Here is a 22400-nt window from a genome sequence, read left to right as displayed (position 1 = left end):
CACGCCAAAGTGTCTGTCTCTGCTCGCGCCGCCACTAGGCAAACTACGGCGACGCTACGATGGAGGACGTGGCACGAGCCATGCTGATGAAGAACCGGATGCCGTTCAAGCCGAACAAGAAGTTGAATGGATGACAGGAGAACGAAAGGCGATCAGACGTGCATAGAGGAAAAGTGAAGATCGGTATGGCGAGAGTCTTTGCAAAACGCTAGAAACCGTCGCCGCGAAGTATGGAGTCAGAGTAGAGCCGACATCGGAGCCAAGCGAGGTCCCTGGCAGGATTTGGGTTTCTGGTGTGACGAGCAGGGAAGTCGAGGACTGGAACGAGCAGCTAGACCTCCGTTGTGGAGTACACCCATTCCAACACACCGGATAGAGCCCGCCACATGGAGGTAGCCACACTCATCGTCGCAACCTTCGCGGCAGCGGGAGCCCTTGCGACGCCGCTCATCGCGTGGAGACTGTGGAGGCACACACGACGTGTCGATGAACGTCGGGCCAACCGGGAAACCGCGGAACTCCGCCGGGCACTCTACAAGGCAGTTGTTCGGAACGAACTCACCATCAATGCTGCGTACAACCGCAGTCGTGCCCGGCACGCGGGCCTGAATCCGAAGGAGATCGACTTCATCCTGTCGTACCGGGAGAAACGACAGGTGCTTGACCAAGGCATCGAAGACGCGGATCGAGAAGCGAGGCAGTTGAACGAGAAGCTGAGGCTCATCCTCCTGACTTCGGACTCCTAGCTTCCGGACCGTCGCGGCGGCAGGCAGGCATGAGCGACGGCCAAATCCACATCCACGGCAACGGAATCGTCCGCTGTGGCGGACAACGCATCGAGGGAGTCGAACTGATGGAACCAGTGCCACCCGGCGGAGGAAAGGTCTCGGTGAAGCTGACGCACCCCGTCGTCACCGACGAAGACGGGAAAGTGGGCGGCATCGACATGACGGTCGCCGAAAATCGAAGACGACACAGCAACAAGCTGGCAGGCATCACCGAGGACGACGAAAAACAACTGAAAGGCCGACTGTCGAACCCTAAACAGAAGCAGCACAAGGCGTTCATCTTCGACCGTCACGAGGAGCGCAAGGGAAAGAGATGGAAGTACGAAGCCAAGGTGGGTGAGTTGCCGGACCCGACCCAGACTCACGAGAGCCCGAAGTTCCCCCTCGGCTCGGTCATGTTCGTGCGGGGAGAGGAAGAGGACGAGTAGGCCGGTTCGCGCTGTCAACCCTAGTATACAATCCCCTTTACTTACGGGTGTGGTGCTTGATGATGGCGTCAACCATGCGACGTGCATGCTCGATACCGCTTTCGTGGCGAATCGCTATCTTCATGGGGAGCTTGGTATGCACTGGCTCCACGATGTTCTCCGCTCCTACACGAACAGAGACAGCACACCGAACTTGGTTCTTGGTGCCAACTGCCCCGCGGTTCCACCGAATCCACAGCGGAATCTTCACCGGTTCGCCCCCGTGGGGCCACAACGGGCAGCGGAGAGTGAGCCTTTCCTCAAATGACGGCTTGTCTGTTGTGTACTCGAACTGGCCCGGTGGTCCATCTCGAAACGGCCTCGCTATCGAAACATCCAGATCCGGACTCAGCAGTAGATCTGATGATCGATAGGCGAAACGCTCCTTGAACAAGTCCGGCGCCGTCGGCGGCGGTTCGGGTGGAGACAGATAGGACGCCATCTCGTCCAAACCTGGAGGGTCCAGCGACTCATCGGAAGCGTCCATAATCTGACACCCAAGCGCATCGAGGTTGACTTCAACGGTTCTGGCGTGAGCCGTTCCGATGTTCTCGATGCAGACGACAAACCTCACGCACTCCATCACACGGCGATGGAGTGCTGTTTCCGACTCGCAGGCACTAAGCCATTCAGCGTAGTCGGACTTGTACTTAGATCTCTCCTTGAGAGTAGCGGAGACTAACTGCGGATCGCCTAGTAAACCACCAGCGAGCAGCCGGGCCGCACCCACGTCCACGAACTCAAAGTCGGTGACCTGAGGGAGGGCGGCTTCGAGCCGCTGGCGCTGAGCGCTCCATTCGTCAGCCGTCAGACTGCCAACATGAACGGCGGTCAGTTCGCCGCTGTCTGTTCCAAAGGAAATGCGCACGACCGGAACGTGGACCTCGAAATCGGCCTCCAGTGCAGCCACGCGCTGTCGCAACTGGACCACCTCTGCATCTGGTTTAGGGGCCTGAAACCAGTCTCCGTAGTCTGCCTGCGAGAGATGAATGGATGTCACCCCCGGATGTTCGTCGGCGCGCTCCGAAAGGGGACCGTCTGCGGTCAGTAGCACGACGTTCTCGTGGGACTCCGCGTGGGTCTGAGCAAACATGATGAGGTAGTCGTCACTCCAGCCCGGAGTCAGCCCGAAGCCCGGATCTAGCCCGACAGCTTTCATCGCTTCCGGTGACGGCAGTGGGTCACGGGTCGAGCACACAGATACAGTGGGGCTGCCAGGCCGCAGCGTGGTGGGCTTGTGACGCAGTTCATCCAATACACGTTCGGCTCGTTTCATCGTTTGCCTTAGGTAGCGCTTGGCCTGCAACTCAATCAGCGTAGGGCGGGGAACCACCACACGAATCTCGTCTGGTGAAACTAAATCGCCGTACTGCAAGTCCTGCCAAGGTAGCTCCCGAAGCGGCCTGCATCGAAGAAGGACGGACGTGTCGAGAATGACGTGGGCAGTCTTGGCCATCGGATCATGAACCGTAGCAGATTGACACTACACGCCAGAGTCCGGCGTGGCCGGTCTGAAGTCGGCGAGTCTCGATGTAGCCCGGGAGGTCGGTCCGACCGGTCGAGTGGCAACGCAGGGAACCCTCGTCCGGCCAGCGACCGGTGTCTGACCCGCACACCGGACTCGGGGTTCCCGTGGCCGGCTTCGTGAGCTACAGTGCCGAGGCCGTTACGCTACGGGCGTTTCCGGTGGGTAACAGGGGTTGTAATCCCCTTTGAGTAGGTGGCCACATAGGTGATGCCGACTTGCTAACAAGCTTGATGCGACCGGGCGCAGCCTGGAATTGGGCGAAACGTGGCGCACTGCGCTTGCTGTGTCCCGCAAGACGCCTCCAAGTCGACGGGCACTATTCGACAGAATTCCCTTTCGTTTCTTCGTCGGACCCTACTCTCGTCCCGTTTCGCGCGAACCTAGGCAGACATCTCTCGGGGCTCGTAGGCTTCTTCTCCAGTTGTTCGGCTAGTCAGGAGAGTCAGAGCACCTTGTTGAACGCTCCGGCGGCGCTGATCGTGACAATCCACGGACCGATCAGTTCGGTATCGACGATTCTCTCGATCTTCGGCCAAGCGATCATGATCGCTCGCAACATCCGGAGTCGGTTAGCGTGCCTATCGGTGAGCACGAGGAGTCGCGCGTCTGCTGAGCGTATGGCTGCGACCTCGGAAGCTCGGTGTCGGACCCCTTTGTCCTTGGTGACCAGAACATGCCCGAGTTCGGTCTGTTCGGCGATCCACGTCTCGTCCGGAACTCTCCGCTGCGCCGGGTAGTGATCATCGTGGGAAACGGCGTGTACACGCACGGCTTGGAGAGCCCGCGGCACGGCCTTGCCGATCGAGCGGTCGAAGAAGAACGTCGGGCAAGAGTCGTCCTCGGGGTCAACCGACATCGGGGATCACTCGCCTCGTAGCTGGGACGGACTACGCGGCCCGTCTGGCCGCTCGTTCCCAGGCCACGGCAGTCTCGACCTCGGACCTCTCCAGTGAGAAGTCGTCGGCAATGGCGTCGAGCCCCTCGCCGGCCTCCAGGCGTTCGAAGAGGACGTCAGTTCGGACCCCCGAGCCCGCGACAACCGGAAGCCCCCAGCCGAAGCGCGGATCCAGCATGACGTCGTGTCGATCATCGAGCCAGAGCCTCGAAGGATCACCGTGGTCGTCGAAGACGAGCGACTTGAAGTGCTCCTGGACCGCGTCCGGCCAAACGAGTTGACCGCCGCCGGTGACGTCCAGAAGCATGGGCGCCTCGCTGGCCTCCTGCAGTTCGATGAACAGGGCCTTCCCGTCAGTCTCGAAGTCGGGCCTCAGGAGCGGCCGCTCGAATCCGGACAGATGCTCGCTGACGAAGTCCAGCGCGAGGCGGACTCGTTGCATTGAAACGCCTCTTCGGCGATACGCATCGAGGAAGCGTGCTTCGACGACGTTGAAGAAGCTGAGGATCAGCGGAGCGTCGGCGCGTCCGTCGGCAGCGAGCACGGGAGGCTTGCCGGTGGGCCAGCCGCAGAACCAGGTCCGCAGCGTAGGGGTGGGCATACCGACGATCTTTGCCGCCTCAGCGAGAGGGTAGCGGGGTTCAATACCGTGCTGCATCGGAGTACTTCTCTTCGTTGGTCGCTCTCGCTGAGCGTCTACTGGGACGGCTAGCGAGAGCCGGGACCAACATAGCAGACCGGCTATGGGCGGCCCGCTCGACCTGCGGCGATCGGCACTGAAGAGCTAAGGCGCAGCCCGGTTCCGATACAGCGTCGGGTCGACTACTCCGGCCATGGCCTGCTGGTCGAGCCCGCCGACGAGGCTGGCGATTCGTGTGGCCGCCGTCTGGGGGTCCCGCAACGCTTCACCGTACTCGATTTCGACCCATTCGAATTGCGGCGCGTGGCGCAGGAGGTAGTTCACCCGCCAGAGCTGGTCCTGCCACAGCTCCATCATCCGTTCGTCCGACGTGTCGTCCGTCTCGCCGCGACGATCGAGCATCTTGCGCTGTGAGGCCAGCACTTCTCCGAGGTCGCGTCGCATCAGGACAACTTGGTAGTTCAGGTTGGGTGGCAGGTCCTTGAGCAGGAAGGAGATGACCTTGACGGCGCGTCCCCGGGAAGTTTGGAGCCAGGACTTGTCCGGCTCCTTCCCCAGGTCCTTGACCCGCTCGTCCTCGTAGTAGCCGCGGGGATTGTCTTCGTCGGCTTGCCGTTCGCCATCGGTCACGATCTTCATGCCCCCGGCTTCGAGCATCCGCATCGCCATGGAGGTGCCGGAGCGCGGAAGTCCCGAGACGACGACAACCGGCCGGCCGTAGCGGACACGGCGCCAGAGTGTTCGCAGGTTCATGGCGGCGGGATGCTAACCGTGGACCGTCGGACCCAGATCCAGCCTTCACGGCGCGCCAGGTCTTGATCTTCCGGACGCGCGGCTCGTCCTGCGATGAAGTCTTCCGCAGCGAGGACGCAGACCGCGGCGTCCAGCGTGTCCGCGTTGCGGTGAAGTTCGCTGGCACCAGAATCCGGGATCCTCATCGAGTGGCGCCTGAGGGCCTTGACGATCTCGCGGCGCTCACGCTGTTGATCGACCTTCTTGTAGCCGGCGTCCCGGATTCCGTAGGCCCTGAGCGTCGCTGCGGGATACACCTCTATCGCCGCCGGTCCTTCTACACCAGTAGGTGTCCAGGCGAGCGGAACCGATGTGCCGAGGGCCTCACCCAGCTTGCTCAGGAGATCCAGAGCAGCGTGGGCTGTTCGGGCAATGAGGTTTGCGCCGACTTCGAGCGGCCTTTTCCCGGTCGTGTGTTGAACGAAGTCGTCGGTTCTTCGCCGGAACATGCCGTCGGCTGACGTTGCGATGGTCTGGCCGGCTTGGTGCGACTCCAGGGCCTCCCCGAGGGGCGCCGGCCATCCCAGCGGTGCATCGACTGCAATCAGCGTAGCTTCCTTGGCTTCGGCCACCCACTGCGTGAGAATGTCGAGGAAGGCCCCGCGACGATTCCACGTGCGCTCCAATCGAAGGTGGCCGCCTTCCCTGGTCGCCAGGACCAGGCCTCTCTTGGCGTCCTTTGTCGCGAAGTCGACTCCGATGATCCGAGAGAAACCGGTTTCGGGACAAGGGTTCGTCTCGAGGTCTGTCCGGTTCCCTTCCTGTCCCTGGTCTGTCGCGGGTTCTGCCATCTGCCGGAGAAGTTCGGTCGGATCGTGGGGCAAGGGACAGACTAGCTTGCAGCCGCCAGATCGCAGACAGAGCCTTGGTATGCTCCGCGGCGCTTCGCGAGCCGCCGCACTCCTGCGCTCGAGCGGCGCCAGCACTTGGAGAAACCGTTGCCAGCTCAGCGTCTCGTAACCGTCGCGCTGGCGCTTCTTGCGGCGCTCTTCGCCGCTGCGCCGGCGGCCGCCTACATCGGTCCGGGGGCTGGCTTTGCGCTGATGTCGTCGTTCCTGGTGCTGCTGGTGACGGTGGTGTTGGCCTTCCTGTCGATCCTGGCCTGGCCGATCCGCACGCTGTGGCGGGTCGTGCGTCGGAAGAAGCCGCCGAAGGCGCACGTCAAGCGACTCGTGTTCATTGGGCTCGACGGCCAGGACCCGCGACTGACCGAGCGGATGATGAAGGAGGGCAAGCTGCCCAACTTCAAGCGTCTCGGGAGGCAGGGCAGCTACCGCCGGATCGCCAGCACCTACCCGGCCCTGTCCCCGGTCGCCTGGTCGACGTTCGCGACGGGCGCCAACCCCGGCAAGCACAACATCTTCGACTTCCTCGACCGCGACCTGCGCAGCTACCTGCCGAAGCTCTCCTCGGCCCACATCGGCCGGGTGGATCGGTTCCTGAAGCTGGGCAAGTGGAAGATCCCGCTGCAGAAGCCCGAGATCCGCATGCTGCGGCGGTCGAAGCCGTTCTGGACCGTGCTCGGCGAGCGCAACGTCTGGAGCACGGTGCTCCGGGTGCCGATCACCTTCCCACCGGACCGTTTCTACGGCGCCCAGTTGGCGGCGATGTGCGTGCCGGACCTGGTGGGCAGCCAGGGGACCTTCCTCTACTACACGACCCGTCCGGCGACGGAGGCGATCCGCGAGGGCGGTGTGCGTGTGCCATTAACCTCGAACGGCGCCGGCCCCGATCACTTCGACTGCGAGATCGAGGGGCCGGAGAACAGCTTCCTCGAGGGCGATCCGCCGCCGCCGCTTCGCCTGCCGATGACAGTGCAGGTCGACCGGAAGGCCGGGTCCGCGACGGTCGAAGTGGCAGGCGAGACAGTCGAGCTTGGCCGGGGCCAGCTCTCGGACTGGGTCCGCCTCGAGTTCCGGGCCGCGCCCGGGGTCAAGGTCCACGGTCTGACCCGGATGATGCTGACGGAGGCGGGCAAGCACACGTCGCTCTACCTGACCGCGATCCACATCGATCCCGAGAAACCGGCGATGCCGATTTCCCACCCCTCCTACTACGCTCCGTACCTGTCCAAGCGGCTCGGCGACTTCGCCACCCTCGGTCTCGCGGAGGACACGACGGCGCTCAACGAAGGGGTGACTGACGACGCGACCTTCCTCAAGCAGTCGTGCGACATCGACCGCGAGCGCGAGGAGATGTTCTTCGCCGCGCTCGAGCGACTGCGCAAGGGCTCCCTGACCTGCGTCTTCGACGCCACCGACCGGATCCAGCACATGTTCTGGCGCTACATGGAAGACGGACACCCGGCCGCGAACGGCCGCAAGACGGGCAAGCAGCGCCGGACGATCGAGGAGCACTACCGGCACAACGACGCCCTGGTCGGCCGGGTGATGGAGAAGCTGGGCGACGAGGATCTACTCATCGTGCTCTCGGACCACGGTTTCGCCTCCTTCCGGCGCGGCGTGAACCTGAATCGCTGGCTGCTCGACCATGGCTACCTCGTCCTTCGCGAGGACGCCGACGGCAGCGAGGAGTGGCTGGAGGGCGTGGACTGGTCGCGGACGCGCGCCTACGCTCTCGGGCTCGCCGGCGTGTTCCTGAACCTCAAAGGCCGGGAGGCCTCGGGCATCGTGGAGCCTGGCGAAGAGGCGAGGGCGCTCAAGCGCGAGCTCATCACGGCCTGGACCGGCCTGCGCGACGAGGAGCGGCGCGCCGTCGGCATCAACGCCGCCTTCGACGCCGAGGACCTGTACACGGGTCCCTACAAGGGCAACGCCCCCGACCTGATCGTCGGCTACAACGATGGCTACCGGGTGTCCTGGGACTGCGCGGTCGGTGTGGTGGCGGGGCCGCTCTTCGCCGACAACACGAAAGCCTGGAGCGGCGACCACTGTGTCGATCCGCGGCTCGTGCCCGGCGTCTTCTTCAGCAGCCGGCCTGTGGACCGGGAGGACGATCTGTCGCTGCTCGACATGGCGCCGACGGCGCTGGCCCTGTTCGGAGTCGACAAGCCGGACTACATGGAGGGCGAGTCGGTCTTCGACCCGGCAGGCCTTGCAGGCGGTGCGGCCGGAGCGGCAGCGTGAACCGGCCGCTTGCGCTAGTGGCGGCGGTGCTCGCCGCCTTGGCTGTCGCCTGCGGCGGCGGTGGCGTCGGTCCGTCCGAGGGGCCGAAGGTCATCGTGCTCGGCTTCGACGGCCTGGACCCTGAACTCACCCGGCAGTTGATCGACGAAGGGAGGCTGCCGAACTTCGCCCGCCTCGAGGCCATGGGCGGCTTCACCCGCCTGGAGACGACGATCCCGCCGCACAGCCCGGTCGCCTGGTCGAGCTTCGTCACCGGCATGGACCCGGGCGGTCACGGCATCTTCGACTTTCTGCACCGGGACCCGGAGACGATGATCCCGTACTCGTCGACGGCCGCGGCGTCCTCCGGCGGACGTTTCCTGGAGGTGGGGCCCTGGCAGTTCCCGCTCACCAGCGGGGACTACGTGCAGTTCCGACACGGCACGCCGTTCTGGGAGGTGCTGGAGGAGCACGGCGTGCGGACGCAGGTGATCCGCATGCCGGCGAACTTCCCTGTTTCCGGCACGGCCAGTCGCGAGCTTTCGGGCATGGGAACGAGTGACATTCTCGGCACGGACGGCACGTTTACGTTCTACACCTCGGAACTCTTCGCCGACCGCGACATCAGCGGCGGCGACATCGTCGAGCTGGACATCTACGACAACGTCGTCGAGGCGGAGTTGCTTGGTCCCGAGAATCCGCTGCTACGGGAGCCGGTCAAGCTGACCGCACCGTTCACCGTCTACCTCGATCTTGAGACGGAGAGCGCCAAGATCGAGCTCGGCGACCAGCAGATCGTGCTCCGGGTCGGGGAATGGAGCGACTGGCTGGAGGTCGGCTTCGAGATGATGCCGACCCAGCACCTGCGCGGTATCTGCCGGATGTACCTGCGCGCGCTCGAGCCGGAGTTCGAGCTCTACGTCAGCCCGATCGACCACGACCCGATGTCGCCCGCGGCGCCGATCTCGACGCCGCCCGACTTCGCGGCCGAGCTGGCGGAGGCGGTCGACCGCTTCTACACGGAGGGGATGCCCGAGGACACGAAGACCCTGACGGAGGGCGTCTTTACTCCGGAGGAGTTCCTGGCGCAGGCCAAGATCGCCGGCGACGAGGTCGCCGAGCAGTACGGCTACGTGCTGGACCGCTACCTCGAGCAGGAGGGAGGCTTCCTGTTCTACTACTTCGGCAACGTGGATCAGATCGGCCACGTCCGCTGGCGGTCGCGCGATCCGGAGCACCCCGTCTACGACCCGGAAGTCGACGCCGTGCACGAGGACCTGATCCCGACGCTCTACGAGGGACTCGACGCAGTCGTCGGGCAGACGCTGGACCGGCTCGAGGCCGAAGCCGGCCTCGGCGACGGCGACGCGGACGAACCGCTGCTCATCGTGATGTCGGATCACGGCTTCGCCTCCTGGCGCCGCGCCTTTCACCTGAACGCGTGGCTCGCCGAGAGGGGCTACCTGACGGCGAGAAACCCGGACCCGTACGCGGATGAGGGTTTCCTGCTGAACGTCGACTGGGACGAGACCCGGGCCTACGGGATCGGCTTCTCGGGTCTCTACGTCAACCTGCGCGGCCGTGAACGCGACGGCACGGTGACGGCGTCAGAGCGCCTCGACCTGGTGCGCGAGCTGAAGCAGGAACTGCTGGCGGTCGTCGACCCGGAGACGGGGGAACCCGCGATCACGGAAGTCCACCTTCGCGAGGACTACGCCTTCCAGGACCGCACGGCGATCGGCCCCGATCTGGTCGTCGGCTACGCGAAGGGTTATCGGGGGGCGACGGAGTCGGCGTCGGGCGAGGTCGTGGGTGAGGTCTTCAGCGACAACGACAGCGCCTGGAGCGGCGATCACATGATGGATCACCGGACCGTGCCGGGCGTGCTCCTGGTCAGTCGTCCGCTTGGCCGCCCGGCCCGGGGCATCGTCGACCTGGCTGCCTCGATCCTGGCCGAGTACGGCGTGGAGGAGTTCCCGCCCCTGGCGGGCGGTGCCGCGACCGGCTCGCCCTGAACCGGGTCAGACGATCGCGCTAGCGAAGGAGGAGAAAATGTTCGGCGGCGGCAAGATCAAGCTCGACAAGGATCTTCTCGCGCGGGTGAAGCGCTACAGCGACATCGCGGGCTACTCATCGGTCGAGGAGTTCATCTCCCACGCGCTGGAGAAGGAGCTGGCCAAGCTCGAGGGCGCCGAATCGAGGGAGGAGATCGAGAAGCGGCTCCGCGGCCTGGGCTACATCTCCTGACGGCGTCCGTCTTCGCCGCCCATGTCCTTCGTCAACGCCGCCCTGCGGGCCATCTTCGACCTCGCGCTCGGGCCGTTCGCGCCCCTGCCGCCGATCGTGCCGGTCACGCTGGTCTCGCTGGTGTCGGGCATCTTCGCGCTTCTGGTCTACCGCTGGACGTCGAACCAGGAGGCGATCGCCGCGGTCAAGCGACGCCTGTTCGCCCACCTGCTGGAGGTACGGCTGTTCAACGACGACCTGCGCGCCGTGCTCCGGGCCCAACTGCGGCTGCTGCGGGAGAACCTGACCTACCTGCGGCTCAACCTGGTGCCGCTCCTGTGGATGATCGTGCCCTTCGTGCTGCTCATCGCCCAGCTCCAGTTCCACTACGGCTACAGCGGCCTCCAAGTCGGTGAGCGTACGCTCCTGACCGTCGATCTCGTCGCGCCGGATGCGGAACCGTCGGCTGACGGCGAGCCGCCGCCGCGCCCGGGCGTGGACCTCGAGGCACCGCCGGGCGTCGCGGTCGAAACACCGGGCGTCTGGGTGCCCAGCCTGCACCAGGTGGCGTGGCGCCTTCGCGCCCTTGATCCGGGCCGGCACGAACTGGTCATCCGAACGGGCGGGGCGGAGTTCACGAAGAGTGTCTTCGTGGTCGACCCCGATGCCGGCGCTCGTTGGGTCCGCCGCTCGCCGACGCGGCGACGGGCGGCGATCGTCGACCAGTTGCTCTATCCGGCGGAACCGTCGCTGCCCCGGGACGGGCCGGTCGACCGGATCGACATCCGGTATCCGGCAGCTTCCATCTCGTTCTTCGGCCTGTTCGACCTCCACTGGCTGATCGCGTTCCTGATCCTGTCGATCGGGCTGGCGTTCGTGCTGCGGAACCGCTTCGGCGTCACGCTGTGATCGCCGTCGACGTCGTCATCCCGGCTTACAACGAGGAGGATTCGATCGGGCTGGTGCTCGCGGACCTTCCCGGCGATCTCGTCCGGCGGGTCGTCGTCGCCGACAACAACTCGCGGGACGCGACGGCGGCGCGGGCGCGCGAAGCCGGGGCGGAGGTCGTTCCGGCGCCGGTCCAGGGCTACGGCAGCGCGTGCCTGGCTGCGCTCGACCACGTGCGCCGGACCGGACCGCCGGACGTCGTCGTGTTCCTCGACGCGGACTACTCGGATCACCCCGACGAGATGCCTCGGCTCGTGGAGCCGATCGCGCGCGACGAGGCGGAACTGGTCATTGGTTCGCGGGCACTGGGAAACGCGGAGCCGGGCGCCCTGCTGCCGCAGGCACGCTGGGGCAACCGGTTCGCGTGCCTGCTCGTTCGCCTGCTCTACGGACACCGCTACACCGATCTTGGTCCGTTCCGCGCCGTCTCGTGGCGGGCGCTGGAGTCGCTCGGCATGCGGGACCCGAACTTCGGCTGGACGGCGGAGATGCAGGTCAAGGCGCTGCGGCGGGGCCTGCGTGTCGTCGAGGCGCCGGTCAGCTACCGCAGGCGGACCGGGGTTTCCAAGATCACCGGCACGATCTCCGGCACGGTGCGCGCGGGCTGGAAGATCATCGCCACGGTTCTCCGCTACAGTCGCGGCCCGATATGAATGGGATGACCGGAACCGCCGTCAACGCCGCCGGCCAGGAGGTGCCGTCGAGCGAAGTCGAGGTCGATGTCCGCTACAAGGAGACGGACCAGATGGCCGTGGTCCACCACTCGAACTACCTGGTGTGGTTCGAGCTGGCCCGTACCCATCACTGCCGCGCCGCCGGCATGGCCTACCGGAACATCGAGGACGAGGGCTACTGGCTGATGGTCACGGGCGTCCAGCTCAAGTACCGGGGCGCCGCCCGCTATGGCGACACGGTCCGGGTCGTCTGCTGGCTCGAGCGGCTGAAGAGCCGGGCGATGAGCTTCGGCTACCGGACGGAGGTGGAGGGCAAGGTGCTGGTCGAGGGCCGGACCGACCACGTGTGGGTCGACAGGGAAACCGGCAACCACTGCAGGATGCCGGAGGTCGTCGTGCCCGTCTTCCGGTCGATGGCCGGTTCCTAGCGGCGCTGAACCTCAGAAGCAGGCGTAGCCGCCGTCGATCACGAACTCGTCGCCGGTGTGGTAGGCCGACGCCCCGCTGGCCAGATACACGGCGATGCCGCTGAAATCGTCGCCGACGCCCCAGCGCCGCTGGGGAATGCGGCGCAGGACCTTCGTCTGGAAGGCTTCGGTGCCGAGGGCGCGCTCGGTCATCGCGGTGTCGATCCAGCCGGGCAGGATGGAGTTGACCCGGATGCCGTGTCGCGCGTGCTCGACGGCGAGCCCGCGGACCATTGCGTTCAGGCCGGCCTTGGTGGCTGCGTAGTGCTCGCTCCGAGGCGCTCCGAAGATCGCGGAGGAACTGCTAGTCGCGACCAGGGAGCCGCCCTCACCGCGCTCGACCATGTGCCGGATCGCCTGCTGGAACGTCTGGAACACGCCCTCCATGTTGACCTGGAAGATGCGGCGCCACTCTTCCATCGACATGTCGACGAAGGGCGTACCGCGGCCGCCGATGCCGGCGTTGGCGAAGCACGAGTCGACCTTGCCCAGGAGGTCCACGGTGCGCTCGAATGATGCGGCCACCACGTCGGCGTCGCCGACGTCGCAGATGAGTGCTTCGACCTTCGTGCCGTGGCGTTGTAACTGCTCCCTGGCGGCCGCGTTCTTCACCTCGTTCGTTCCCCAGATGCAGACGTCGGCCCCCGCCTGGGCTAGTCCCTCGGCGAACCCCAGTCCGATGCCGGAGTTGCCGCCGGTCACTAGCCCGACGGTGCCGCTCAGGTCGAAAGCGTCGTAAGCCACGGTTGATCTCCTTGGTTCCTTGAGGGTGCGGCGCGGAGCATAGCCGTCTCCGGTTCGCTCCGGTCTCAACCGAACCAGAGGCGGATCGCGAACAGGATCACGGTGATCGTGACCACGCGGCCGATCCAGACGTGACCCTTGAGCACGGTCAGTCGCACGCCGAGCCAGCCGCCCGCCATGTTGCCGGCCGCGAGCGCCAAGCCGAGGGTCCAGTCGACCTTGCCCGAGAGCGCGAACAGGGCCAGTGACAGGGTGCTGAAGCAGAGGATGCTGAGCACCTTGACCGCGTTCCCGCGCACCAGGTCGAGGCCCGCCAGCGAGGTGGCGGCGAGGATGAAGAAGCCGACTCCCGCCTGGACGAATCCGCCGTAGATTCCGACACCGAAGAACCCGATCGCCAGCATGCCGAACCGCAGCGTGGCCGGCTGCTTCCCGGGCTCGGAGCGCCGCGAAACCAGCGTCCAGAGCGTGACCACGACGATCAGTGCCGCCAGCACCCTGCGAAAGGCGTCGTCACTGATCGTGAGAGCCACCCACGCACCGAGGCCGGCGCCTGCCGTTGCCGGCAGAGCGGCCCACAGGGCGGACTTGGGGTCGAGGACGCCGTGGCGGTGGAAACCCCACGAAGCGACGACGTTCTGAAGGAGGATGGCGACCCGGTTCGTGCCGTTCGCGACACCCGGCGGCAGGCCGAAGAAGATGAGGATCGGCAACGTCAGGAAGGAGCCGCCGCCGGCCACAACGTTCAAGGCTCCGGCGACACAACCGACCAGTGCCAGGGCGGGATAGACAATCGCCGGCTCGCTCACGGCCGCAGCCTAGCGCGGGATCCAACCCGTGTTCCGGCCTTCCGGAGCGTTTGCCTGCGCCGGCCGGACGCTAGAATGGGATCTGATGCCCGATCGGCCTCCCGCGCGCGGCGGCGGCACGTCCTTGCTCTCGTTCCTGGGCGGGTTGCGCTTCCCACAGCTCTTCGTGCTGCTGGCGATCATCTTCCTCGTCGACCTCTTCGTTCCCGATCTCCTGCCCTTCGTCGACGAGGCCGTGCTGGGCCTGCTCACGTTGATGACGGGCATGTGGCGCGATCGGCGCCCGCCGCCCGACAAGCCTCCCGAGAAGAACGTGACGCCGCCGGGGGCGCGTGGATGAAGTCGCGCCCGCTCCTGTTGAGCCTGGCGGCAGTGCTCGCGGCCCTACCGGCGGTCGCGGCAGCCCAGAACTGGAGAGGGGAGCACGGAATCCGGGTCACGGTGGCTGACGACGCCGGGCAACCGGTGCCGGAGGTCAGAGTCATCGTGCGGCTCGCGGAAGCGGACCGCTCCGGGGGGCCGCCGCCGATGCTGACGAACGAGCAGGGCGTAGTCGAGGTCACCGGCCTCGCGGCTGGCGAGTGGGAAATCGAACTGATGCGCCAGGGCTTCATGATCGTGAACTCGTACCTGAGGCTGGAGGACGGGAAGCGGCCCCAGGTGGGGTTCACTTCGAGTCAGCGAACGGGTCCCTTCTGGGCGCCCATGCACGTGAGCTACTCGAGCCTCGGCGCGGCAAGCTCGACTGCCCGCGCGGGTTCGGCTCGAGCGATGAACAGAGCGCAGCGCCGGGCGGAGCGTCGCGCCGAGCAGCGCGACCGCCGGCTTCAGCGGGAGAACGTGGCCCGGGTCGTCGAGCCCCCGCAGGCAACGGAGGCGCCGCCACCCGAGTCGACGGAGGTGGCTGAGGAACCGGCGCCGTTGCCCGAGCCGGTCGCCGTGGTGGAACAGCCCGCGGTGGAGCGCGAGCCGGTCGCCGTGGCGGAGCAACCCGTGGTGGAGCCCGAGCCGGTCGCCGTGGCGGAGCAACCCGTGGCGGAGCCCGAGCCGGTTGCCGTGGCAGACCAACCCGCGCCCGAACCCGCACCTGAGCCGGAACCTGAGCCGGAGCCGGTCGTGGTCCGCCTGCTGGCGAATCCCACCCTGCTGCCCGCCGGGGCCTGCCCCGAGTGCGCGGCCGGCGAGTGGTCCGTGTCGAGTCACTGGCCGGCGGAACCGAGAACCGGTGAGACGACAGCCTGTGCGGGCGATCTCGCCGGACGTCTGGAGCGGGTCACCGGCATCGTCGAACAGTCGTTGCCCGAGGAGTTCCTCGCCTACACCGGCGCGCTGGCGTCGCCCGAAGGCAACGACGTGCTGCGGCTGTTGCCGCCGGAGACCCGGGCCGAGGTCCAGGAGTTGCTGATCCCGGTCCTCGATCCGGAGCGTTCCTGCCAGGTCCTCGGCGTTCTGTTGCCGAAGGACGTGAGGTTCGTCGGCTTCCAATACGAGGCCGCCGACCTCAGTGCGAGGGGAGGCTGCCTCCCCGAGCAGCCGTGCGACATCGGCGATGCGGCGTGGCGGGGGAATCCCGTCATCCACCGTCACGATCGCGGTACGTTTGTCTACGGCGTGTTCGAGAACCTCTCTCCCGACACCCGGCGGGAAGCCAACCTGAAGGTCTACTTCCGGCCTCCGCGGGGCTGGTTGCCGCCGCGCTGAGGGCGGGCCATGCGGTACGCTCCTTGCCGCTCACGGAAAGAGAACCCGCCCCAGCGAACTTCTGCGAGGAGAGTCGTCATGTCCTTCCGCCGCTCGAACTTCCCGTTCATCACTCTCGTGCTGGCATCGCTTCTGACGGCGCCGCTGGCCGCCGCCGGGGACGAGGACGTTCCACGCACTCCGAGTGGTCGACCGGATCTCTCCGGTAACTACGACGTCGCCAACCTGACTCCGTTCGAGCGGGATCCCCGCTTCGGCGACAAGGAGTTCATGACCGCGGAGGAGGCGGAGGGGATCGCCGCGATGATGGCGGCGGCCAGCGCAGGCGCGAACGCGGTCAGCGACCCGGATCGCGAGGCGCCGCCGCCGGGTGGCGACGGCTCCGCGGGCGCCGCCGGCGCGGTCGGCGGCTACAACTTCTTCTGGCTCGACTTCGGTAACCAGGCGTATCCGATCGATGGTCAGTACCGGACATCGGTCCTCACCGACCCGCCGAACGGCCGCATGCCGGAACTGACCGAGACCGGCAAGGCCCGGCGGGCCACCGTGAACCCCTACCTCTACAAGAACACCGGCGACGCCTGGTGGATCGAGGCCGGCGACGATCCGTACGACGGACCCGAGACGTTGACGCCCGGTGACCGCTGCATCTACACCAGCGTGGCCACCACCCCGGTGCGTTCCCTGCCCTACAACAACCTGAAGACGATCACCCAGACCGAGGACCACGTCGTCATCCTGGTCGAGTGGATGCACTGGGCCAAGGTCGTCCGGCTGAACGCGGAGCACCCGCCGGCCGAGTACCGTTCCATGGGCGGCGACTCGATCGGCTGGTGGGAAGGTGACACCCTGGTCGTCGAGACGACGAACTTCCTCGACAGCCAGAGCGATCCGCGCGACGGCCTGAAGGTCATCGAGCGTTTCAGCCGCCACGGGGCGAAGGACCTGCTCTACGGGTTCACCGTCCATGACACGGACTACGCCGCGCCTTACAGCGGCGAACTCATCTGGCCGGGAACCGACGACCTCCTCTACGAGTATGCCTGTCACGAGGGCAACTACGCGATGGGCAACATTCTCCGCGGCGCCCGGCTGCTCGAGAAGGAGTACTACGAGAAGCAGGGGCAGGGCGTGAGCACGGGCTCAGGCTCGGGCCGGGAGTAGACGCTCGGCTACTGCAGCGAGAAGTTGACCGTCAGGTTGATGTAGACGGGAACCGGCTCGCCGTTCAGGGTGGCGGGTTCGTAGCGCCACTGTTCGACCACCTGGACGGCGGATTCCGTGAGGCCCTCCGGAAGGCCCTTGAGGACCTTGACGTAGCCCACGTTGCCGACGGTGTCGACCACGGCCTGGAGGATGACGACGCCCTGGATCCGGGCGCGGCGGGCCTCTTCGGTGTAGTTGGGGCGGGGGGCATAGGTGCGTTTGGGCGGCAGGACGTCGCCTTCGATCCACATGGTTCCAGTCGGACCGGAGGGGGACGGAGCGTCGGGGATGTCGAACAGCACGTCGCTGATGCCTTCGAAATCGACCTCTGGCGCATTGAAGACCTCTTCCTGGATCAGCGGCTCCGGGTCGTCCGGGGTCGGATCAGGGATCGGTATCTTTCGTGTCTTGGGCTTCGGGATTGGCTTGGCCTGCGCCGGTGGCGGTGGCTTGAAGCGGACCGTCGTGACCATGAAGGTTTTCTGCGCCTGCGCCGCCTGGAGCGCACGGGGCTTCGCCCGGGGAAAGGTGATCAGGAAGAGCAGCGCGTGGAAGGCGATGGTCACGGCGATGCCGACTCGCAGAGGTGTCTTGCTCTGCGGCTCCAGCTCGTAGGGTGCGCCGCCGAGATGGAGGGAAGCGGCGGCGGATCTGGACCCGGAGGTCTTGCGTTTCTCGAGCTTGAAAGCCATAAGGGTCCCAACACGCCGGGCGCCGCTTGGCTTCCCGGATTCTACAACTCGTGCCGGAGTGCCGAGTCGAGCGTGGGATGGCGGTAAGTGAAGCCCCCGCTCAGAAGTCGCGCGGGGACGACGCGGGCGCTGGCGAGCAATGTCTCACGCGCCATCGCGCCGAACGCCACGAGGAGGGCGGGGCGGGGAACCGGGAACAGGGCCGGCTTTCGCAGGGTGCTTCCCAGCGAGCGGGTGAGTTCCGCGTTGGTGACCGGCTCCGGCGCGGTGAGGTTGACGGGGCCTTCGCCTCGTGCGAGCAGGTGGAGGATGGCGGCTACGGCGTCCTCGAGGTGAATCCACGGGAAGTACTGCCGGCCCGAACCGAGGCGGCCGCCGACGCCGAGGCGGAACGGCATCAGCATCCGGGGCAGCGCGCCGCCAGCGGCTGAAAGGACGACGCCGAAGCGGAGGATCACCACCCGCTCGCATACGGTCGCCGCGGTCGCGGCCGCGGCTTCCCAGTCGCGACAGACGGAGGCCAGAAAACCGCTGCCGGCTGAGGAGTCCTCGTCCAGCAGCTCGTCTCCCCGGTCGCCGTAGTAGCCGACGGCGGAGGCGCAGACGAAGACGCGCGGTGGCCGCTCGATCGTGCTCAGGGATTCGACGAGGCGCAGTGTCGCCGGGATCCGGGAGGATCGGATCCGGTGGCGCCTCTCCGCGGTCCAGCGGCCGCCGGCGACGCTCTCGCCGGCCAGGTGGACGACGGCGTCGAATCCCTCCAGGGTCTTCGGCTCGGCCAGGCCGCGCTCGGGCCGCCACTCCAGTTCGCCCGGGTTGCGCGGGGCGTGACGTATCAGCCGTCCACAGTCGTGGCCCGACTCCTGAAGCGCCTGGACCAAGGCGCTGCCGATCAGACCAGAGGCCCCGCTGACCACGACCTTCATCGCTTCAAGGTAACAGCAGTCGCGGCCATCGCTATTGCCTCCAGCCGTGCTCCGTTGCGTTCCGTGGCGCGGGTTCCTATTCTCGCCTCGCCGTGTCCGAGCAGCCGACGCCTCCCTCGAACCGCCGTCTGGCGGCGATGCTTCGCCGCATTCGGCGGCACCTCGAGGGCTCCCGGCTTCCGATCGTGACGTTGATCGCCGAGACCGAGCGGGATCCGTTCAAGGTCCTGGTGTCGACGATTCTGAGCGCGCGGACGAAGGATGAGGCGACAGCCGCCGCGACGCGGCGGCTATTCGACGTGGCGTCGACGCCGGAAGAGATCGCGGGCCTGCCGGCTGCGCAGATCGAGCGCCTCATCTTCCCGGTGGGCTTCTACCGTACGAAGGCGAAGAACCTCCGCCTCGCGATGGGCGTGCTGCTCGGCCGGTTCGGCGGCGAGATGCCCCGGACGGTCGAGGAACTGATCGAGCTGCCGAGCGTAGGGCGCAAGACCGCGAACCTCGTCGTCACGGAGGGCTTCCGGCGGCCCGGCATCTGCGTCGACACCCACGTGCACCGGATCACGAACCTCTGGGGCTACGTGGACACGAAGACCCCGCTTGAGACGGAAATGGCGTTGCGGGCGAAGCTGCCGCGGAGCCAGTGGATCGGCCTGAACAAGACACTCGTCAGCTTCGGCCAGAAGCTGTGCGTGCCGGTGAGTCCCTGGTGTTCCCGCTGTCCGGTCGAGGAGTGGTGTCCGAAGCTGGGCGTCGACCGGAGCCGGTAGGGCCGCGGGCAGCTCAATCTTCCTGAAGCGACCACAGCCGTTCCCATTCGCTGAGCAGGCTGCGGTCGACGCGGATCAGCAGGGAGTGAAAGTAGCGGAGCTGATCGAAGACCGCGTCCGTCTTGAACCGGTCCGGCACGCCGCGGCTCAGGACCTTGAACAGCCGGCTCAGGTAGCGGAGAGTGACCCCCTCGGAGCGCTCCAGCCGGTAACGGCCAATGAACTCGTCGAAGCTCAGGCCGTCCTCGTAGACCTCGCGGCCGACGCGCTTCGGCTGGACCCCGATGCCCGGAACCCAGGGGTGGGAGCACCGGAACTCCTCGAACGTCGGTTCGATGAGATCGGCCAGCGGTCGGGGATGCGTGACCTGGCGAAGCCGTTCCATCCGCTCCTCGAACGGCATCCTCCTTGCCTTGAGCCTAGCCGCCAGCTCGCCCCGCAGCTTGCGGGCCTGCTGGCGGAGCACGATCTCGGGATTCTCGAGGATCGCCTCGACCAGACTGAGCAGGTCGAGGTGATAGTCGGGATCCTCGGGGTCGAGCAGTTCCAGGGTGGAGACCAGGTAGAGCGACAGGTCCTGGTGCATCGAGAACTCGAGTTGTAGGTTCCGGTCCGCCTCGACCCGGTAGCCGTTGCCGCGAGCAGGCGCCATGCGAACGATGCCCGCCCGGTGAAGTGACCGGACCAGCTCGGCCGATTGCCCGATCAGGCGCCTCTTCCTGGCCGGCCGCTCGTGGCAGGCGGCGATCAGCCGCCGGATCGAACGGAAGTTCCGGCGGGAGCCGCCGTTGCCGGTCGCCTCGTCGGCCAGGATCAGGTCGAACACCATGCCGTGACTGAGCCGGAACCGGGATTCGAGCGTCTCGGGCGGACTGTGGATCAGGCGCCGGAACGTGCTCTCGTCCCAGGGCACGAAGCCGCGCGGCGGCGGCCGCCTGCGGAACTGCCGGCGGTTTCGGCCGCGGGGCGAGGCCCGCGCCTTCTCGCGCCGGCGCCGGTTGTCGATCTCGTGTTCGGGCGCCTGGCAGACGACCCAGCCCCGCTCGTCGAACCCCTTGCGCCCGGCTCGTCCGGCGATCTGCTGGAAGTCGCGGACCTTGAGGATGGCGACCTCCCGGCCGTCGTACTTGCTGAGCTGGCTGAAGAGCACCGTGCGGATGGGCACGTTGACGCCGACGCCGAGGGTGTCGGTCCCGGCGATGACCTTGAGCAGCCCGAGTTGCGCGAGCTGTTCGACCAGCAGCCGGTACTTCGGCAGCAGACCGGCGTGGTGGATCCCGATCCCGAAGCTCAGGAAGCGCCGCACCTGTCTGCCGTACGCCGTGTCGAAACGGAAGTCTCCTACGGCTTTGAAGATCGCCTTTCTCTCGGAGCGAGTGCAGAGCCTCAGACTGGTCAGGCTCTGGGCGAGGCGCGCGCAGTCGCGCTGCGTGAAGTTGACGACGTAGATGGGCGCCTTGCCATCTCTGACGAGCTCGTCGATCGTCACGCCGAGCCGCGTTTCGCGGTACTCGTACTTGAGCGGCACCGGGCGGACCCGGCTGCTGATCAGCGCCACCGGCCGCCCTGTGGCCCGCTCGAGCTTCTCCCTGATGGGAGCCATGTTGCCCAGCGTCGCCGACATCAAGAGGAAGGTGGTCCTGGGAAGCGTGATCAGGGGCACTTGCCACGCGACACCGCGCTCCGGGTCCGAGTAGTAGTGGAATTCGTCCATGACGACATCGTCGACCGGCAGCGCCGCACCTCGCCGCAGCGCCATGTTCGCGAGTACCTCGGCGGTGCAGCAGATGATCGGAGCGTCCGTGTTGATGCTGGCGTCGCCGGTGAGCATCCCCACGCGCTCGGCGCCGAAATCGTCGCACATGCGGAAGAACTGCTCCGAGGCGAGGGCCTTCACGGGCGCCGTGTAGAAGGCCGTTCGTCCTTCGCACAGGGCCTTGAAGAGAAGAGCCATCGCGACCAGGGACTTCCCGGATCCGGTCGGCGTGTCGAGGACCACATGGCGCCCGGCCATCAGCTCGATCAGGGCCTCTTCCTGGGCGGGAAAGAGCTCGAACCCCAGCCCGGCGATCCAGTCGAGGAACCGTTCCAGGATGTCGTCGGAAGAGATTGCCCCTCGGGTCTGGGGCAGGCGGTCCCCCAGGCTGGGCGGAGTCACCTGTGTAGCCTACCGGCCTGAGGCGCGATGGCCGGTCGAGGAACAGAGGCGGAAGAAGCCGGGACCGCGGCGGAGGCGCGGGAGGGAACTCCCACGGATTCCCGGCAGCCCGCGATCGTCCTGGTGGGCCCCCAGTTGGGGGAGAACATCGGGGCGGCGGCTCGGGCGATGCTCAACTGCGGACTGACCGAGCTACGGCTGGTGGCGCCGCGTGACGGCTGGCCCAACGAGCGCGCGCAGGCGATGGCCACGGGGTCTTCGCGTGAGATCGTCGACCGGGCGACGGTGTTCGCGTCCACGGCCGAGGCAGTCGCCGATCTGCACCGGGTCTACGCGACGACCGCGCGCCGCCGCGACCTGCTCAAGCCGGCTATCGGACCACGTGAACTGGCGGCAGAGGTGAGAGAGGCCGCAGCCAGTGGGCTCCGCTCGGGAGTGCTGTTCGGTCCGGAGCGGGCGGGACTCGACAACGACGATGTGGCCCTGGCGTCGCACATCGTTCACATTCCCCTGAACCCGACGTACTCGTCGCTCAACCTGGCGCAAGCCGTGCTGCTGGTCGCCCACGCCTGGTTCGAGGCGGCGGATCGCCCGGTGACCACGGGCGGCCCGAGATCGACGACGCCTTTGGCCACCGCGGCGGAGCTCGTCAACCTCTTCGAGCACCTGGAGCAGGAACTCGACGCTTCCGGCTTCCTGCGCGTGGTGGAGAAGCGTGGCATCATGGTTCGCAACCTGCGGAGTATCCTGCACCGGGCCGAGCTGAGGGAGCACGAGGTGCGGGCGCTCCATGGCGTCGTGAGTTCACTGTCCGGCCGGCGCAAGGACGGCAGACCGGTGGGCCGGCCCGCTCACCGCGCTGAGGCAAACCCGGAAGATGGTGAACCTGGATCGGGTTGAACCG

The 22400-nt window shown here is 66.7% G+C and carries 23 protein-coding genes; 13 read left to right on the top strand and 10 right to left on the bottom strand.

From position 1 onward, the window contains the following. Positions 1-344: 344 nt before the first annotated feature. Together OXG83_07640 and OXG83_07635 are read left to right on the top strand one after the other, a co-directional pair. Positions 345-746 (top strand): hypothetical protein, encoded by a 402-nt coding sequence (locus OXG83_07640; protein MCY3964893.1) that lies wholly within the window; start codon positions 345-347, stop codon positions 744-746. A gap of 29 nt (positions 747-775) precedes the next feature. Continuing rightward, positions 776-1216, top strand: a complete 441-nt coding sequence (locus OXG83_07635; GenBank protein MCY3964892.1) for a hypothetical protein — start codon at positions 776-778, stop codon at positions 1214-1216. 37 nt (positions 1217-1253) lie between these two features. Here OXG83_07635 and OXG83_07630 read toward each other — a convergent pair whose 3' ends face one another. The 5 genes from OXG83_07630 to OXG83_07610 form a co-directional block, all read right to left on the bottom strand. Beyond that, positions 1254-2711 carry a PIN domain-containing protein gene (locus OXG83_07630; protein MCY3964891.1) on the bottom strand — a complete coding sequence of 486 codons (1458 nt, stop codon included), beginning with the start codon at positions 2709-2711 and terminating at the stop codon, positions 1254-1256. Positions 2712-3225: 514 nt separating this feature from the next. After that, a complete protein-coding gene (locus OXG83_07625) occupies positions 3226-3639 on the bottom strand; it encodes a hypothetical protein (GenBank protein ID MCY3964890.1) in 414 nt (137 codons plus the stop codon). Positions 3640-3670: 31 nt separating this feature from the next. Beyond that, the gene (locus OXG83_07620; protein MCY3964889.1) at positions 3671-4279 is read right to left on the bottom strand and encodes a DUF433 domain-containing protein; all 609 of its coding nucleotides are present in this window, start codon (positions 4277-4279) and stop codon (positions 3671-3673) included. A gap of 183 nt (positions 4280-4462) precedes the next feature. Further along, positions 4463-5071 (bottom strand): sulfotransferase family protein, encoded by a 609-nt coding sequence (locus OXG83_07615; protein MCY3964888.1) that lies wholly within the window; start codon positions 5069-5071, stop codon positions 4463-4465. Next, positions 5068-5901 carry a DUF429 domain-containing protein gene (locus OXG83_07610; GenBank protein MCY3964887.1) on the bottom strand — a complete coding sequence of 278 codons (834 nt, stop codon included), beginning with the start codon at positions 5899-5901 and terminating at the stop codon, positions 5068-5070. The genes OXG83_07615 and OXG83_07610 overlap by 4 nt, the downstream gene beginning before the upstream one ends. Positions 5902-6048: 147 nt before the next feature. On the opposite strand from OXG83_07610, the gene OXG83_07605 reads away from it, so the two are divergent. Genes OXG83_07605 through OXG83_07580 form a run of 6 tightly spaced genes read left to right on the top strand, consistent with a single transcriptional unit; the run spans position 6049 to position 12451 of the window. Further along, complete coding sequence (locus OXG83_07605) at positions 6049-8196, top strand: alkaline phosphatase family protein (GenBank protein ID MCY3964886.1); 2148 nt, start codon at positions 6049-6051, stop codon at positions 8194-8196. Continuing rightward, the gene (locus tag OXG83_07600) at positions 8193-10190 is read left to right on the top strand and encodes an alkaline phosphatase family protein (GenBank protein ID MCY3964885.1); all 1998 of its coding nucleotides are present in this window, start codon (positions 8193-8195) and stop codon (positions 10188-10190) included. Before OXG83_07605 ends, OXG83_07600 begins: the two co-directional genes overlap by 4 nt. 37 nt (positions 10191-10227) lie before the next feature. After that, positions 10228-10422 (top strand): hypothetical protein, encoded by a 195-nt coding sequence (locus tag OXG83_07595; protein ID MCY3964884.1) that lies wholly within the window; start codon positions 10228-10230, stop codon positions 10420-10422. Between the two features lie 21 nt (positions 10423-10443). Continuing rightward, a complete protein-coding gene (locus OXG83_07590; protein MCY3964883.1) occupies positions 10444-11310 on the top strand; it encodes a hypothetical protein in 867 nt (288 codons plus the stop codon). Next, positions 11310-12002, top strand: coding sequence for a glycosyltransferase family 2 protein (locus tag OXG83_07585; protein MCY3964882.1), 693 nt, complete (start codon positions 11310-11312; stop codon positions 12000-12002). Before OXG83_07590 ends, OXG83_07585 begins: the two co-directional genes overlap by 1 nt. Before the next feature lie 5 nt (positions 12003-12007). Then, positions 12008-12451 carry a thioesterase family protein gene (locus OXG83_07580; GenBank protein MCY3964881.1) on the top strand — a complete coding sequence of 148 codons (444 nt, stop codon included), beginning with the start codon at positions 12008-12010 and terminating at the stop codon, positions 12449-12451. A 12-nt stretch (positions 12452-12463) separates the two neighbouring features. On the opposite strand, the gene OXG83_07575 is transcribed toward OXG83_07580, so the two are convergent. Together OXG83_07575 and OXG83_07570 are read right to left on the bottom strand one after the other, a co-directional pair. Beyond that, positions 12464-13234 carry an SDR family oxidoreductase gene (locus OXG83_07575; GenBank protein ID MCY3964880.1) on the bottom strand — a complete coding sequence of 257 codons (771 nt, stop codon included), beginning with the start codon at positions 13232-13234 and terminating at the stop codon, positions 12464-12466. Between the two features lie 65 nt (positions 13235-13299). Continuing rightward, on the bottom strand, positions 13300-14043 hold the full coding sequence (locus OXG83_07570) for a sulfite exporter TauE/SafE family protein (GenBank protein MCY3964879.1): 744 nt from the start codon (positions 14041-14043) through the stop codon (positions 13300-13302). An 85-nt stretch (positions 14044-14128) separates the two neighbouring features. Here OXG83_07570 and OXG83_07565 point away from each other — a divergent pair, with 85 nt between their 5' ends. The 3 genes from OXG83_07565 to OXG83_07555 all read left to right on the top strand — a co-directional run bounded on the left by OXG83_07565 (position 14129) and on the right by OXG83_07555 (position 16908). Beyond that, the gene (locus OXG83_07565) at positions 14129-14383 is read left to right on the top strand and encodes a hypothetical protein (protein ID MCY3964878.1); all 255 of its coding nucleotides are present in this window, start codon (positions 14129-14131) and stop codon (positions 14381-14383) included. Beyond that, entirely contained in the window at positions 14380-15744 is a 1365-nt protein-coding gene (locus tag OXG83_07560) for a hypothetical protein (GenBank protein MCY3964877.1), read from the top strand. The genes OXG83_07565 and OXG83_07560 overlap by 4 nt, the downstream gene beginning before the upstream one ends. Positions 15745-15822: 78 nt before the next feature. Then, positions 15823-16908, top strand: a complete 1086-nt coding sequence (locus tag OXG83_07555) for a hypothetical protein (protein ID MCY3964876.1) — start codon at positions 15823-15825, stop codon at positions 16906-16908. Positions 16909-16916: 8 nt separating this feature from the next. On the opposite strand, the gene OXG83_07550 is transcribed toward OXG83_07555, so the two are convergent. Then, positions 16917-17642: an energy transducer TonB gene (locus tag OXG83_07550; GenBank protein MCY3964875.1), complete on the bottom strand. Its 726-nt coding sequence runs from the start codon at positions 17640-17642 to the stop codon at positions 16917-16919. Positions 17643-17683: 41 nt separating this feature from the next. Next, positions 17684-18568 (bottom strand): TIGR01777 family oxidoreductase, encoded by an 885-nt coding sequence (locus tag OXG83_07545; GenBank protein ID MCY3964874.1) that lies wholly within the window; start codon positions 18566-18568, stop codon positions 17684-17686. Positions 18569-18705: 137 nt separating this feature from the next. Between OXG83_07545 and OXG83_07540 the strand changes: the two genes are divergently transcribed. After that, positions 18706-19338: an endonuclease III gene (locus tag OXG83_07540; GenBank protein ID MCY3964873.1), complete on the top strand. Its 633-nt coding sequence runs from the start codon at positions 18706-18708 to the stop codon at positions 19336-19338. A gap of 13 nt (positions 19339-19351) precedes the next feature. On the opposite strand, the gene OXG83_07535 is transcribed toward OXG83_07540, so the two are convergent. Then, a complete protein-coding gene (locus OXG83_07535) occupies positions 19352-21496 on the bottom strand; it encodes a DUF3516 domain-containing protein (protein ID MCY3964872.1) in 2145 nt (714 codons plus the stop codon). Positions 21497-21523: 27 nt separating this feature from the next. Here OXG83_07535 and OXG83_07530 point away from each other — a divergent pair, with 27 nt between their 5' ends. Continuing rightward, complete coding sequence (locus OXG83_07530; protein ID MCY3964871.1) at positions 21524-22396, top strand: RNA methyltransferase; 873 nt, start codon at positions 21524-21526, stop codon at positions 22394-22396. Positions 22397-22400: the final 4 nt, after the last annotated feature.

The sequence above is a fragment of the Acidobacteriota bacterium genome (assembly GCA_026707545.1).
Taxonomy (GTDB): domain Bacteria; phylum Acidobacteriota; class Thermoanaerobaculia; order Multivoradales; family Multivoraceae; genus Multivorans.
The sequence above is the reverse complement of the archived record's forward strand: the minus strand, read 5'-3'. Positions and strand labels throughout refer to the sequence as shown.

What these genes read in the sequence shown, in the direction of transcription:
- OXG83_07615 (MCY3964888.1), bottom strand. Translation starts at nt 5,071, where the DNA reads ATGAACCTGCGAACACTCTGGCGCCGTGTCCGCTACGGCCGGCCGGTT.
- OXG83_07580 (MCY3964881.1), top strand. Translation starts at nt 12,008, where the DNA reads ATGACCGGAACCGCCGTCAACGCCGCCGGCCAGGAGGTGCCGTCGAGC.
- OXG83_07625 (MCY3964890.1), bottom strand. Translation starts at nt 3,639, where the DNA reads ATGTCGGTTGACCCCGAGGACGACTCTTGCCCGACGTTCTTCTTCGAC.
- OXG83_07565 (MCY3964878.1), top strand. Translation starts at nt 14,129, where the DNA reads ATGCCCGATCGGCCTCCCGCGCGCGGCGGCGGCACGTCCTTGCTCTCG.
- OXG83_07540 (MCY3964873.1), top strand. Translation starts at nt 18,706, where the DNA reads ATGCTTCGCCGCATTCGGCGGCACCTCGAGGGCTCCCGGCTTCCGATC.
- OXG83_07620 (MCY3964889.1), bottom strand. Translation starts at nt 4,279, where the DNA reads ATGCCCACCCCTACGCTGCGGACCTGGTTCTGCGGCTGGCCCACCGGC.
- OXG83_07590 (MCY3964883.1), top strand. Translation starts at nt 10,444, where the DNA reads ATGTCCTTCGTCAACGCCGCCCTGCGGGCCATCTTCGACCTCGCGCTC.
- OXG83_07530 (MCY3964871.1), top strand. Translation starts at nt 21,524, where the DNA reads ATGGCCGGTCGAGGAACAGAGGCGGAAGAAGCCGGGACCGCGGCGGAG.
- OXG83_07595 (MCY3964884.1), top strand. Translation starts at nt 10,228, where the DNA reads ATGTTCGGCGGCGGCAAGATCAAGCTCGACAAGGATCTTCTCGCGCGG.
- OXG83_07635 (MCY3964892.1), top strand. Translation starts at nt 776, where the DNA reads ATGAGCGACGGCCAAATCCACATCCACGGCAACGGAATCGTCCGCTGT.
- OXG83_07545 (MCY3964874.1), bottom strand. Translation starts at nt 18,568, where the DNA reads ATGAAGGTCGTGGTCAGCGGGGCCTCTGGTCTGATCGGCAGCGCCTTG.
- OXG83_07555 (MCY3964876.1), top strand. Translation starts at nt 15,823, where the DNA reads ATGTCCTTCCGCCGCTCGAACTTCCCGTTCATCACTCTCGTGCTGGCA.
- OXG83_07560 (MCY3964877.1), top strand. Translation starts at nt 14,380, where the DNA reads ATGAAGTCGCGCCCGCTCCTGTTGAGCCTGGCGGCAGTGCTCGCGGCC.
- OXG83_07610 (MCY3964887.1), bottom strand. Translation starts at nt 5,901, where the DNA reads ATGGCAGAACCCGCGACAGACCAGGGACAGGAAGGGAACCGGACAGAC.
- OXG83_07550 (MCY3964875.1), bottom strand. Translation starts at nt 17,642, where the DNA reads ATGGCTTTCAAGCTCGAGAAACGCAAGACCTCCGGGTCCAGATCCGCC.
- OXG83_07630 (MCY3964891.1), bottom strand. Translation starts at nt 2,711, where the DNA reads ATGGCCAAGACTGCCCACGTCATTCTCGACACGTCCGTCCTTCTTCGA.